Below are 12,126 nucleotides of genomic sequence, written 5' to 3'. Positions count from 1 at the left end.
GCTTCGGAGATGTGTCGCGAAGTCAGGATTGGGCGAATGCCGACGATACAACAGTTGATCCGGAAGCCCCGGGTAAAGCCAGTCTACCGCGAGAAATCGCGCCATATGGAAGCTTGCCCGCAGAAGCGGGGCGTCTGCACGCGCGTCTATACGACGACGCCGAAGAAGCCGAACTCCGCTTTGCGTAAGGTCGCCAAGATCCGGCTGACCAATGGCTACGAGGTTATCGGCTACATTCCAGGCGAAGGTCACAACCTTCAGGAACACTCCGTGGTCCTGATCCGTGGCGGCCGCGTCAAGGACTTGCCGGGCGTTCGCTATCACATCATTCGTGGCGTCCTTGATACGCAGGGCGTCTCCGCCCGCCGTCAGCGGCGTTCGAAGTACGGTGCAAAGCGGCCGAAGTAAGCGGTCTCGTTTGGGCCGGTTTATCTGGCCCGTAAGATTTAAGAAGAATTCGAAGCGAAGGGTCAGACAGGATGTCTCGTCGTCACGCGGCGCAAAAGCGGGAAGTGATCCCCGATCCGAAGTTCAACGACATTGTCGTCACCAAGTTCATGAACGCGGTGATGGAACACGGTAAAAAATCGGTCGCCGAGCGCATGGTTTATGGTGCGTTCGACAAGATGGAGCAGCGGGGCAAGGCGAACCCGATTGACCTCTTCCGTCAGGCGCTCGACAACGTTATGCCGTCGGTTGAAGTTCGCTCGCGCCGCGTTGGCGGTGCGACGTATCAGGTGCCGGTCGAAGTTCGCAACGAGCGCCGTCAGGCTCTTGCTATTCGCTGGCTCATCGCCGCCGCCCGTTCGCGGAATGAATCGACGCTGATCGACAAGCTTTCGGGCGAATTGCTCGACGCCGCAAACAACCGCGGTACGGCAGTCAAGAAGCGCGAAGACACGCATAAGATGGCCGAAGCCAACCGCGCCTTCTCGCACTACCGCTGGTAGGCAAAGCGCAGCAGGACGAAGTTACAAGGATCTCGAGGCACAGATGGCCCGACAGTACCCAATCGAGGACTACCGCAATTTCGGCATCATGGCTCACATTGATGCTGGAAAGACCACGACGACGGAGCGCGTCCTCTATTTCACCGGCAAGTCCTACAAGATCGGCGAAGTCCATGACGGCGCTGCGACGATGGACTTTATGGATCAGGAAGCTGAGCGCGGCATCACGATCACGTCTGCCGCGACGACCTGCTTCTGGCCCGGCCGCGACGGCAAAAAGCGCCGCCTGAACATCATCGACACGCCAGGCCACGTCGACTTCACGATCGAAGTCGAGCGTTCGCTCCGCGTGCTCGACGGCGCCGTGTGCGTTCTCGACTCCAACCAGGGCGTCGAGCCGCAGACGGAAACCGTCTGGCGTCAGGGCGACAAGTACAATGTTCCGCGCATCATCTTCTCCAACAAGATGGATAAGACCGGCGCCGACTTCTACATGTGCCTCGCCGACATCAAGGACAAGCTTGGCGCCCGCGCCGTGCCGCTGCAGATTCCGATCGGTGCCGAATCCGAGTTCCTCGGCGTCGTCGACCTCATTCGCATGGTCGCGATCACCTGGGATGGCGATGGTAAGGAAGCCGTGATGACCGAGGGGCCGATCCCGGCCGACCTCGCCGACAAGGCTGCCGAATACCGCGCCGCGATGATCGAAGCTGCCGTCGAGATGGACGATACCGCTCTCGAAGCCTTCCTCGAAGGCAATGAGCCCGACGAGGCGACTTTGCGGAAGCTCATCCGCAAGGCCACGGTTACGCGCGCCTTTTATCCGATGATGTGCGGCTCGGCCTTCAAGAACAAGGGCGTGCAGCCGTTGCTCGACGCCGTTGTCGACTTCCTGCCGTCGCCGCTCGATCGCGAAGCCTATACCGGCATCGATCCGAAGACGGACGCCGAGATCCTGCGCAAGCCGTCGGACAGCGAGCCGCTGTCGATGATCGCCTTCAAGATCATGAGCTTCGAGCACGTCGGCTCGATCACGTTCTGCCGCATCTACTCGGGCAAGCTCGAGCAGGGCATGGCGCTCGCGAACACCACGCGCGACAAGAAAGAACGCGCTGGCCGCATGTACCTCATGCACGCTGCTGACCGCGAAGAAATCAAGGAAGCTTTTGCTGGCGACATCGTCGCTCTGCAGGGCCTCAAGGACACCCGCACGGGCGAAACCCTCTGCGATCCGTCGAAGCCCGTCATTCTCGAAAAGATGGAGTTCCCGAACCCCGTCATCGAAATGAAGGTGGAGCCGAAGACGAAGGCCGATCAGGAAAAGATGGCGATCGCGCTTCACACGCTCGCTCTCGAAGATCCGTCCTTCCGCGTTTCGGTCGATCCGGAATCGGGTGAGACCATTCTGAAGGGCATGGGCGAGCTTCATCTCGACATTAAGGTCGACATCCTGAAGCGCACGTACGGCGTCGAAGCCAACACGGGCGCTCCGCAGGTCGCCTATCGTGAGACGCTCGCACGTTCGACCGACATCGACTACACGCATAAGAAGCAGACGGGCGGCACGGGTCAGTTCGCGCGCGTCAAGCTGAAGCTCGAGCCGAACGAAACCGGCAAGGGCAACGAGTTCGCGACGACGATCGTCGGCGGTTCCATCCCGAAGGAATACATTCCGGGCGTCGAAAAGGGCGTCAATTCGGTTTGGGACAGCGGCATGCTCATCGGCTTCCCGATGGTCGACATGAAGGTCACGCTTTATGACGGCGCGTTCCACGAAGTCGACTCGTCGGCAATCGCCTTCGAAATCGCCACGCGTTCCGCCATGAAGGAAGGCTGCGAGAAGGCTGGCGTAAAGCTGCTCGAGCCGATCATGGATGTCGAAGTCGTCTCGCCTCAGGATTTCGTCGGTGGCGTCATCGGCGACATCAACTCCCGGCGCGGCCAGATCCGTAACCAGGAAATGCGCGGTAACGCGGTCGTCATTCGTGCCTACGTGCCGCTCGCAAACATGTTCGGCTACATCAACACGCTTCGCTCGATGTCGACAGGTCGCGCGCAGTACACGATGCAGTTCGCGCACTATGCGGAAGTTCCGCGGAACGTGGCGGAAGAGGTCAAGGCCAAGTACGCCTGATAAGAAGTTGGGCCCGCCGGCGAGATCACCCGCCATCGAGCTCGAAGAAACGAAGCCTGAATGCCCGGATCGGATGATCACGGGACCTGATAGTAGGACTAAGGAGAGCCAACGATGGCGAAGGCAAAATTCGAGCGGACCAAGCCGCATTGCAACGTCGGTACGATCGGACACGTCGACCACGGCAAGACAACGCTGACCGCAGCCTTGACGAAAGTTTCGGCCGACCGCGGCTGGACGTCGACCTCGATCGCTTACGACGAAGTCGCCAAGGCTTCGGAAAGCCAGGGCCGTCGCGACCCGACGAAGATCTTGACGATCGCCACGTCGCACGTCGAATACGCGACGCCGAACCGTCACTATGCACACGTCGACTGCCCCGGCCACGCCGACTACGTCAAGAACATGATCACCGGTGCTGCCCAGATGGACGGCGCGATCCTCGTCGTGTCCGCCGTTGACGGCCCGATGCCCCAGACGCGTGAGCACATCCTTCTCGCTCGCCAGGTCGGCGTGCCGAAGATCGTCGTCTTCTTGAACAAGTGCGATATCGTCGAAGACGAAGAGCTCCTTGATCTCGTCGAGATGGAAGTCCGTGAGCTTCTCTCGAAGTACAACTTCCCGGGCGACGACACCCCGGTCATCCGCGGCGCAGCCGTCAAGGCCCTCAACGGTGAGAAGGGCCCGCTCGCCGACGAAGCCATCATCAAGCTCTACGAGGCGATGGACACGTTCATCCCGATCCCTGAGCGTCCGAAGGATCAGCCCTTCCTGATGCCGATCGAAGACGTGTTCTCGATCTCGGGCCGCGGCACCGTCGTCACCGGCCGTATCGAGCGCGGCGTGATCAAGGTCGGCGAAGAAGTCGAGATCGTTGGTCTTCGCGACACGCAGAAGTCGGTCGTCACCGGCGTCGAAATGTTCCGCAAGCTCCTCGACTCTGGCGAAGCTGGCGACAACGTCGGCTGCCTCCTTCGCGGCATCGACAAGGAAGCTGTCGAGCGCGGCCAGGTTCTCTGCAAGCCCGGCTCCGTTAAGCCGCACAAGAAGTTCGCTGCCGAAGCCTACATCCTGAACAAGGAAGAGGGTGGCCGCCACACGCCGTTCTTCACGAACTACCGTCCGCAGTTCTATTTCCGCACGACCGACGTCACGGGCACCGTTAAGCTCGCCGAAGGTACGGAAATGGTTATGCCGGGCGACAACGTCTCGGTTACCGTCGAACTCGTGCAGCCGATCGCCATGGAAGAGAAGGTCCGCTTCGCCATTCGCGAAGGCGGCCGCACCGTCGGCGCCGGCGTTGTTACGAAGATCCTCGAGTAGCAGGCATTTCAGGGGAAGCGTCCCTTAGGTTCGCTTCCCCCAATCTTTTTTCGCGAGAAGTGAAAGCAAAAAGCCATGCACGGCCAAAACATCCGCATCCGGCTCAAAGCCTTCGATCATCGAATACTCGATGCGTCGACCCGCGAGATCGTGAATACGGCGAAGCGCACTGGTGCTGAGGTTCGCGGACCAATTCCGCTGCCGACGCGCATTGAGCGCTTCACGGTGAACCGTTCGCCGCACATCGACAAGAAGAGCCGCGAGCAGTTCGAAATGCGGACCCACAAGCGTTTGCTCGACATCGTCGATCCCACGCCGCAGACGGTCGATGCCCTCATGAAGCTCGATCTCGCGGCCGGTGTTGACGTCGAGATCAAGCTCTAAAAACCAGAACCAGAACTTACGGGCCCTCTGGCGGTAACGCGAATGGCCCCAACGATAGGAAGGAATGCAAATGCGTTCCGGAGTGATAGCACAGAAGATCGGTATGACCCGGATCTTCACCGACGCGGGCGAACACGTACCCGTCACGGTGCTGCGCCTGGAGAACCTGCAGGTTCTCGCGCACCGCACCGAGGAGAAGAACGGCTATACCGCGATCCAGGTCGGCGGCGGCACGAGGAAACCCTCGCGTCTGACGAAGTCCGAACGCGGCACTTTCGCGAAGGCTGAGGTCGAGCCGAAGCGTAAGTTGGCAGAGTTTCGTGTCAGTCCTGAGAACCTCATCGATGTTGGCGCGGAAATAACCGCAGACCACTTCGTGCCTGGCCAGTTCGTCGACGTGACGGGCACCACCCAGGGTAAGGGTTTCCAGGGCGCCATGAAGCGCTGGAACTTCGGCGGTCTGCGGGCAACCCACGGCGTTTCGGTCACGCACCGCGCCCACGGTTCGACCGGTCAGCGCCAGGATCCGGGCAAGGTGTTCAAAGGCAAGAAGATGGCCGGACACATGGGCGACGAGCGCGTCACCACGCAGAATCTCGTCGTTGCCAAGATCGATAAGGAACGTGGTCTCGTGATGGTACGAGGCGCGGTCCCCGGTTCCAAGGGCGGCTGGGTCGTCGTTCGCGACGCCGTCAAGAAGGCCGCGCACGCGGATGCTCCGAAGCCCGGCGCATTCAAAGCGCGTGGCGAAGCTAAGAAGGAAGGCGCGTGATGAAAGCTGAAGTCACCAGCCTCGACTCCGGCAAAGCCGGCGACATTGAGCTTGCCGACGAAATCTTCGGGCTTGAGGTCCGCAGCGATCTCATTCACCGCATGGTGCGCTATCAGACCCTGAAGCGCATGGCCGGCACGCATCATGCTCAGGACCGCTCGGAAGTCGCGGTCACGGGCAAGAAGATGTACAAGCAGAAGGGCACCGGCGGCGCCCGTCACGGCGACAAGTCGGCTCCGCAGTTCCGCGGCGGCGGCAAGGCGTTCGGCCCGAAGCCGCGCTCGCATGCGATCGACATGCCGAAGAAGGTGCGCGCACTCGCTCTTCGTCATGCGCTGTCCTCGAAGGCCAAGGCCGGCGAGATCATCGTCATCGACAAGGCGACATCGTCCGAAGGCAAGACGGCTGCGCTGAAGGCTCAGTTCGCGAAGCTCTCGCTCGTAAACGCGCTCATCATCGATGGTGCGGACCTCGAGCCGACCTTCGCACGCGCCGCTCGCAACATCCCGAACATCGACGTGCTCCCGATTCAGGGCATCAACGTCTACGACATCCTTCGTCGTAAGAAGCTGGTGCTGACCCGGGCCGCCGTCGCAGCGCTGGAGGCGCGCTTCAAATGACGAGCAAACGATCCGCTTACGACGTCATCGTCGCGCCGGTCATCACCGAGAAGGCGACGCTCGCCTCCGAGGCGAACCAGGTGATCTTCAAGGTCAAGCGCGACGCGACGAAACCCGAGATCAAGTCGGCTGTCGAAGGCTTGTTCAAGGTCAAGGTGAAGGGCGTCAATACGATCGTCCGCAAGGGCAAGCAGAGAACGTTCAAGGGCGTCAAGGCGCTGTTGAGTGATACGAAAAGGGCCATCGTGACGCTCGAGGAAGGTCATTCCATCGACGTGACGACTGGGCTCTGAGGATAACGCACCATGGCGCTTAAGACATACAACCCGACATCGCCCGGACGTCGCCACCTGATCCAGGTCGACCGTTCGATGCTCTGGAAGGGCGGTCCACTCAAGACGCTCGTCGAGGGCAAGACCAAGACCGGCGGTCGCAACAGCGATGGCCGCATCACGTCACGCCACATCGGCGGCGGCGCGAAGCAGTCCTATCGCCGGATCGATTTCCGTCGCCGGAAGTTCGATTCGCCCGCAAGTGTCGAGCGCCTTGAGTACGATCCGAACCGGACCGCGTTCATCGCTCTGATCAAGTACGAGGACGGCACCCAGGCCTACATCCTGGCGCCGCAGCGCCTGGCAGTCGGCGACAGCGTCGTCGCGGGACCGAAAGTCGACGTGAAGCCCGGCAACGCGATGCCGCTTTCGGCGATGCCGATCGGCACGATCGTGCACAACGTCGAGATGAAGCCCGGTAAGGGCGGTCAGGTCGCACGTTCCGCTGGTTCGTTTGTTCAACTCGTCGGCCGCGACTCTGGTTATGCGGTGTTGCGCTTGAACTCGGGCGAGACACGCAAGGTCAGCGCCGAGTGCATGGCGACTGTCGGCGCCGTTTCGAACCCCGACCACATGAACACCGTCACCGGCAAGGCTGGCCGCACACGCTGGCAGGGCCGCCGTCCGACGGTTCGCTCGATCGCGATGAACCCGGTCGATCACCCGAACGGTGGTCGTACGAAGGGCGGCAAGCACTGGGCGACGCCTTGGGGCAAGCCGACGAAGGGCTTCAAGACTCGCAAGAACAAGACGACCACGAAATACATCGTACGCTCGCGCCAAAAGGCGAAGAAGTAGCGGCGAACTGAAGGAGATCGACTTTGACACGTTCAGTCTGGAAAGGTCCGTTTGTTGACGGCTACCTCCTTAAGAAGGCGGACAAGTCGCGCGCATCGGGGCGCAACGAAGTTATCAAGATCTGGAGCCGCCGCTCCACGATCCTGCCCCAGTTCGTCGGCCTGACCTTCGGCGTGCACAACGGCCAGAAGCACATCCCCGTCAACGTGACGGAAGACATGATCGGCCACAAGTTCGGTGAATTCGCACCGACTCGTATTTTCCACGGGCACGGCGGCGACAAGAAAGCGGTGAAGAGATAATGGGCAAGCCAAGCCATGAGCGGCGCCTCCCCGACACCGAGGCCCAAGCAGTTCTCAAGTCGCTGCGCATTTCACCGCAGAAGCTCAACCTCGTCGCGGGTTTGATCCGTGGTAAGAAGGTTGATCAGGCGTTGGCCGTTCTCGAATTCAGCGAGAAGCGCATCGCCGGCGACGTCCGCAAATGCGTGATGAGCGCTGTCGCGAACGCCGAGAATAACCATTCGCTCGACGTCAACGATCTGATCGTTGCTGAAGCGTTCGTCGGCAAGAACCTGGTCATGAAGCGCTTCCACGCCCGTGGCCGTGGCCGCGGCGCTTCGATCATGAAGCCTTTCTCTCAGCTCACCGTCATCGTCCGCCAGGTCGAAGAGGAAAAGGCCGAGAAGAAGAAAGCCGGAAAGAAGTCCGCGTCGAAGCCCGCCGCGGCGGCCAAGGAGGCCAAGTAATATGGGTCAAAAAGTCAATCCCGTCGGCCTCCGTCTCGGTATCAACCGGACATGGGACAGCCGCTGGTTCGCCGCTCGCGGCGAATACGGTAAGCTGTTGCACGAGGACCGTGCGATCCGCGCTCACATCATGAAAGAGCAGCGCGAAGCCGGTATCTCGAAGGTCGTCATCGAACGCCCGCACAAGAAGTGCCGCGTCACGGTCATGACTGCCCGTCCCGGCATTCTGATCGGCAAGAAGGGCGAAAAGATCGAGCGTCTCCGCGCTGATCTCGCAAAGCTGACGAGCTCGGAAGTTCACCTGAACATCCTCGAGATCCGCAAGCCCGAGATCGACGCCACGCTGATCGCCGAAGGCATCGCCCAGCAGCTCGAGCGCCGCGTCGCGTTCCGCCGTGCAATGAAGCGTGCCGTTCAGTCGGCGCTGCGTCTCGGCGCAATCGGCATTCGTATCAACGTCGCCGGCCGTTTGGGTGGTGCTGAAATCGCCCGTACGGAATGGTATCGCGAAGGCCGCGTGCCGCTGCACACGCTCCGCGCCGATATCGACTTCGGATACGGCGTTGCGCGTACGGCCTACGGCATCATCGGCATCAAGGTTTGGGTCTTCAAGGGCGAGATCATCGAGCACGATCCGATGGCATCCGACCGGAAGCTCACGGAAATGCAAGAAAGCGGCGCACCGCGCCCCCGTCGTGACGATGACCGCGGCGATCGCCGTGACCGTCGTCCGGGACGTGGCGGACGTGGTGGTGGCGGACGTGGCCCAGGCGGTGGCGGTGGTGCAGGCGGCGGCAACGCGCCCGCGGCCTCGGATGCCGGCTCATCGACGCCAGAAGCGTAAGGATCCTAGAGGCAACTCATCATGCTGCAACCGAAACGGACGAAGTTCCGCAAACAGTTTAAGGGCCGCATCCACGGCGCCGCCAAGTCGGGCACTACGCTCGCTTACGGCGAAGTGGGTCTGAAGGCCATGGAGCCGGAGCGCCTGTCGGCGCGCCAGATCGAAGCCGCGCGTCGCGCCATCGCTCGTCACACGAAGCGTGCCGGCCGCATGTGGCTCCGCATCTTCCCGGACGTGCCGGTGTCGAAGAAGCCTGCCGAAGTCCGCATGGGCTCCGGTAAGGGTTCGCCCGAGCTTTGGGTGGCGCGCGTCAAGCCGGGCCGCATCATTTTCGAGCTCGGCGGTGTCAATCAGCAAGTGGCGAAGGAAGCTCTCATTCTCGGAGCCGCCAAGCTGCCCATCAAATGCCGCGTCGTTACGCGGATCGAATAGGCGAGGTGATAGTCATGGCCGACAATTTAAAGGGCATGTCGCTCGATCAGCTCGATGAACAGCTGGCGAAGCTCAAGAAGGAGCAGTTCAACCTGCGCTTTCAGCGGGCTTCTGGCCAACTTGAGAACACGGCGCGCATCCGGCTCGTCCGTCGAGATATCGCGCGCATCAAGACCGCAGCCGTTGCCCGGCGCGGTGGCAGCGTCAAAAAAGGCGCGTAAGGGAGAACGAGATTATGCCGAAGCGCGTGCTGCAGGGAGTCGTGGTATCCGACAAGAACGACAAGACCATCGTCGTTCAGGTCGAGCGTCGCTACACCCATCCGCTGCTGAAAAAGACCGTGCGCCGTACGAAGAAGTATCACGCACACGATGAACAGAATTCGTTCAAGGTTGGCGACCAGGTCTCAATCGAAGAGACCCGGCCGATTTCCAAGAACAAACGTTGGATTGCGATAGCCAGTTGAGGTTATAAGCCTCGATTCGCCGAGCGATCGAACGCCGGGAGCCGCCTTTCCAGCCGTCGGAGAGTTGGGAGTTTTTCCCAAGACCCCGCGAGCCAGAACGGCAAATGTAGAGATGGGCTTCGAGAGCAAGGCTCTTAAGGCCGTGAAAGAAGGAACGACGCGATGATCCAGATGGAGAGCAATCTCGACGTCGCCGACAACTCGGGCGCGCGCCGCGTTCAGTGCATCAAGGTGCTGGGCGGCTCGAAGCGCAAATACGCGACGGTGGGTGACACCATCGTTGTCTCCGTCAAGGAGGCGATCCCGAAGGGCCGCGTCAAGAAGGGTCAGGTGATGAAGGCCGTGATCGTTCGCGTCGCGAAGGGTATCCGCCGGGCCGATGGCTCGCTGATCCGCTTCGACCGCAACGCCGCCGTTCTGATCAACGCCAACGGCGAGCCTGTCGGAACGCGTATTTTCGGACCCGTAACGCGTGAACTTCGCGCGAAGAACCATATGAAGATCGTATCGCTTGCGCCGGAGGTCCTCTGATGTCGGCATTTAAAATCAAGAAGGGCGACAAAGTCGTCGTTCTCGCCGGCCGTGACAAGGGCAAGCGGGGCGAAGTGATCGAGATCCGCCCCAAGGAACACCGCGCACTCGTTCGCGGCGTCAACATGGTGCGCCGTCACCAGCGCCAGTCGGCGTCGCAGGAAGGCGGCATCATTTCCAAGGAAGGTCCGATCGACCTCTCGAACCTCGCGATCGAGGACCCCAAGGACGGCAAGCCGTCGCGCGTCGGATTCAAGGTTCTTGAAGACGGCAAGAAGGTCCGCATCGCAAAGCGCTCGGGCGAGCAGATCCCGGAGAAGAACTAGGCCATGGCAAAAGATACATCAAAAGGCGCCAAGCCTCAGGGCGGCTCGCCGCAAGGCGCTGGCGAAGCAAAGAAGGCACGGGCCGACAAGAAGGCTGCAGCCGCCGCCGCACCGCGCGAGCCGGCAGCTCCGCGTCCGGCCGATTACAAGCCGCGCCTCAAGTCTCATTACGAGAAGGTCGTTCGCGACGCTCTGAAAGAGAAGTTCGGCTACTCGAACGTGATGCAGATCCCGCGTCTCGAGAAGATCGTGATCAACATGGGCGTTGGTGAAGCCGTCAACGACCGCAAGAAAGTTGACGTCGCGGCATCCGATCTCGCTTTGATTGCCGGCCAGAAGCCGGTTATCACGCGAGCCCGTAAGGCCATCGCCACGTACAAGCTTCGCGAAGGCATGGCGATCGGCGCCAAGGTGACGCTGCGCGGCGACCGCATGTACGAATTTCTTGATCGGTTCGTAACGATCGCTCTGCCGCGCGTGAAGGACTTCCGGGGCCTGAACCCGAAGAGCTTCGACGGCCGTGGCAACTATGCGACCGGCCTCAAGGAGCACCTCGTGTTCCCCGAGATCGACTACGACAAGGTCGACAACGTATTGGGCCTCGACGTGATCGTTTGCACGTCGGCCAAGACTGACGAAGAAGCCCGCGAATTGCTCAAGGGCTTTAACTTCCCGTTCCGTAGCTAGAGGACCTCGGCAGAAAGCCGAAAGGCCTTTGGAGGAGATGAAATGGCTAAGACCAGTTCGATTGAAAAGAATAACCGGCGTCGCAAGATGACGGCCGAGCAGGCTCCCAAGCGCAAGCGCCTGAAGCTGCTCGCGAAGGACCGGACGAAGACGCCGGAAGAGCGTTTCGCCGCGCGCCTTAAGCTTGCCGAGATGCCGCGCAACGGCTCGAAGGTTCGCATCCGCAATCGTTGCGAGATCACCGGCCGCCCCCGCGGCAACTACCGCAAGCTCAGGATGTGCCGCAACCAGCTCCGCGAGCTGGCGAGCCAGGGCCGTATCCCGGGCATGGTCAAGGCGAGCTGGTAAGAGGAAGCATCAATGTCCGTGAATGATCCGTTGGGCGATATGCTGACCCGCATCCGGAACGCTCAGATGCGTCGCCGGCCGAAGGTCGCCACCCCCGCTTCTAGCCTCCGCGCCCGCGTCCTCGACGTGCTCGCCGAGGAAGGTTACATCCGTGGCTACAGCCGCGTCGAATTGAAGGGCGAACTGCCCCAGTTCGAAATCGAGCTCAAGTATTACAATGGCCAGCCGGCCATCCGTGAGATCGAGCGCATTTCGAAGCCGGGCCGTCGCGTCTACTCGGCAGTAAAGGGAATTCCGATCGTCGCAAACGGCCTCGGCGTTGCTATTCTGTCGACGCCGAAGGGTGTCATGTCGGACTCGAAGGCGCGCGAAGCCAACGTCGGCGGCGAAGTCATCTGCAACATATTCTAAGGCTGAGGCTCCGGCCTCGG

The 12,126-nt window shown here is 61.1% G+C and carries 20 protein-coding genes; all 20 read left to right on the top strand.

Translation table 11 applies throughout. The features are described 5' to 3' along the window. Window positions 1-36 precede the first annotated feature (36 nt). The 20 genes from rpsL (at window position 37) to rpsH (ending at window position 12,106) form a co-directional block, all read left to right on the top strand. Window positions 37-408: a 30S ribosomal protein S12 gene (gene rpsL, locus BM399_RS08020; protein ID WP_013948196.1), complete on the top strand. Its 372-nt coding sequence runs from the start codon at window positions 37-39 to the stop codon at window positions 406-408. Window positions 409-479: 71 nt separating this feature from the next. Beyond that, on the top strand, window positions 480-950 hold the full coding sequence (gene rpsG, locus BM399_RS08015; protein ID WP_092866899.1) for a 30S ribosomal protein S7: 471 nt from the start codon (window positions 480-482) through the stop codon (window positions 948-950). A gap of 43 nt (window positions 951-993) precedes the next feature. Continuing rightward, a complete protein-coding gene (gene fusA / locus BM399_RS08010; protein WP_092866897.1) occupies window positions 994-3,084 on the top strand; it encodes an elongation factor G in 2,091 nt (696 codons plus the stop codon). Window positions 3,085-3,198: 114 nt separating this feature from the next. Continuing rightward, on the top strand, window positions 3,199-4,407 hold the full coding sequence (gene tuf / locus BM399_RS08005) for an elongation factor Tu (protein ID WP_092866895.1): 1,209 nt from the start codon (window positions 3,199-3,201) through the stop codon (window positions 4,405-4,407). A gap of 75 nt (window positions 4,408-4,482) precedes the next feature. After that, the gene (gene rpsJ, locus BM399_RS08000; protein WP_013215045.1) at window positions 4,483-4,791 is read left to right on the top strand and encodes a 30S ribosomal protein S10; all 309 of its coding nucleotides are present in this window, start codon (window positions 4,483-4,485) and stop codon (window positions 4,789-4,791) included. Between the two features lie 70 nt (window positions 4,792-4,861). Further along, window positions 4,862-5,563, top strand: a complete 702-nt coding sequence (gene rplC / locus BM399_RS07995; RefSeq protein ID WP_045837841.1) for a 50S ribosomal protein L3 — start codon at window positions 4,862-4,864, stop codon at window positions 5,561-5,563. Beyond that, window positions 5,563-6,183 carry a 50S ribosomal protein L4 gene (gene rplD / locus BM399_RS07990; protein WP_092866893.1) on the top strand — a complete coding sequence of 207 codons (621 nt, stop codon included), beginning with the start codon at window positions 5,563-5,565 and terminating at the stop codon, window positions 6,181-6,183. The genes rplC and rplD overlap by 1 nt, the downstream gene beginning before the upstream one ends. Next, window positions 6,180-6,476: a 50S ribosomal protein L23 gene (locus BM399_RS07985; RefSeq protein ID WP_092866891.1), complete on the top strand. Its 297-nt coding sequence runs from the start codon at window positions 6,180-6,182 to the stop codon at window positions 6,474-6,476. The genes rplD and BM399_RS07985 overlap by 4 nt, the downstream gene beginning before the upstream one ends. A 12-nt stretch (window positions 6,477-6,488) precedes the next feature. Next, a complete protein-coding gene (gene rplB / locus BM399_RS07980) occupies window positions 6,489-7,313 on the top strand; it encodes a 50S ribosomal protein L2 (RefSeq protein WP_092866889.1) in 825 nt (274 codons plus the stop codon). A 23-nt stretch (window positions 7,314-7,336) separates the two neighbouring features. After that, window positions 7,337-7,615: a 30S ribosomal protein S19 gene (gene rpsS / locus BM399_RS07975; protein ID WP_045835880.1), complete on the top strand. Its 279-nt coding sequence runs from the start codon at window positions 7,337-7,339 to the stop codon at window positions 7,613-7,615. Continuing rightward, a complete protein-coding gene (gene rplV / locus BM399_RS07970; RefSeq protein ID WP_092866887.1) occupies window positions 7,615-8,061 on the top strand; it encodes a 50S ribosomal protein L22 in 447 nt (148 codons plus the stop codon). The genes rpsS and rplV overlap by 1 nt, the downstream gene beginning before the upstream one ends. A gap of 1 nt (window position 8,062) precedes the next feature. Beyond that, window positions 8,063-8,905 carry a 30S ribosomal protein S3 gene (gene rpsC / locus BM399_RS07965; RefSeq protein ID WP_092866885.1) on the top strand — a complete coding sequence of 281 codons (843 nt, stop codon included), beginning with the start codon at window positions 8,063-8,065 and terminating at the stop codon, window positions 8,903-8,905. 21 nt (window positions 8,906-8,926) lie between these two features. Then, on the top strand, window positions 8,927-9,337 hold the full coding sequence (rplP, locus tag BM399_RS07960; RefSeq protein ID WP_045835883.1) for a 50S ribosomal protein L16: 411 nt from the start codon (window positions 8,927-8,929) through the stop codon (window positions 9,335-9,337). 14 nt (window positions 9,338-9,351) lie between these two features. Further along, window positions 9,352-9,558, top strand: coding sequence for a 50S ribosomal protein L29 (gene rpmC / locus BM399_RS07955; RefSeq protein WP_092866883.1), 207 nt, complete (start codon window positions 9,352-9,354; stop codon window positions 9,556-9,558). 14 nt (window positions 9,559-9,572) lie between these two features. After that, entirely contained in the window at window positions 9,573-9,803 is a 231-nt protein-coding gene (gene rpsQ / locus BM399_RS07950) for a 30S ribosomal protein S17 (protein ID WP_092866881.1), read from the top strand. 162 nt (window positions 9,804-9,965) lie between these two features. Beyond that, on the top strand, window positions 9,966-10,334 hold the full coding sequence (gene rplN / locus BM399_RS07945; protein WP_013215056.1) for a 50S ribosomal protein L14: 369 nt from the start codon (window positions 9,966-9,968) through the stop codon (window positions 10,332-10,334). Beyond that, window positions 10,334-10,660 carry a 50S ribosomal protein L24 gene (gene rplX, locus BM399_RS07940; protein ID WP_045835886.1) on the top strand — a complete coding sequence of 109 codons (327 nt, stop codon included), beginning with the start codon at window positions 10,334-10,336 and terminating at the stop codon, window positions 10,658-10,660. Before rplN ends, rplX begins: the two co-directional genes overlap by 1 nt. A 3-nt stretch (window positions 10,661-10,663) precedes the next feature. Beyond that, window positions 10,664-11,347, top strand: a complete 684-nt coding sequence (gene rplE / locus BM399_RS07935) for a 50S ribosomal protein L5 (protein WP_092866879.1) — start codon at window positions 10,664-10,666, stop codon at window positions 11,345-11,347. A gap of 42 nt (window positions 11,348-11,389) precedes the next feature. Further along, window positions 11,390-11,695, top strand: a complete 306-nt coding sequence (gene rpsN / locus BM399_RS07930) for a 30S ribosomal protein S14 (RefSeq protein ID WP_045835888.1) — start codon at window positions 11,390-11,392, stop codon at window positions 11,693-11,695. A 12-nt stretch (window positions 11,696-11,707) separates the two neighbouring features. Beyond that, complete coding sequence (gene rpsH, locus BM399_RS07925) at window positions 11,708-12,106, top strand: 30S ribosomal protein S8 (protein WP_092866877.1); 399 nt, start codon at window positions 11,708-11,710, stop codon at window positions 12,104-12,106. Window positions 12,107-12,126: the final 20 nt, after the last annotated feature.

The sequence above is a fragment of the Hyphomicrobium facile genome (genome assembly GCF_900116175.1).
Classification (GTDB): Bacteria; Pseudomonadota; Alphaproteobacteria; order Rhizobiales; family Hyphomicrobiaceae; genus Hyphomicrobium_B; species Hyphomicrobium_B facile.
This window is presented reverse-complemented; position numbering and strand designations above follow the sequence as displayed.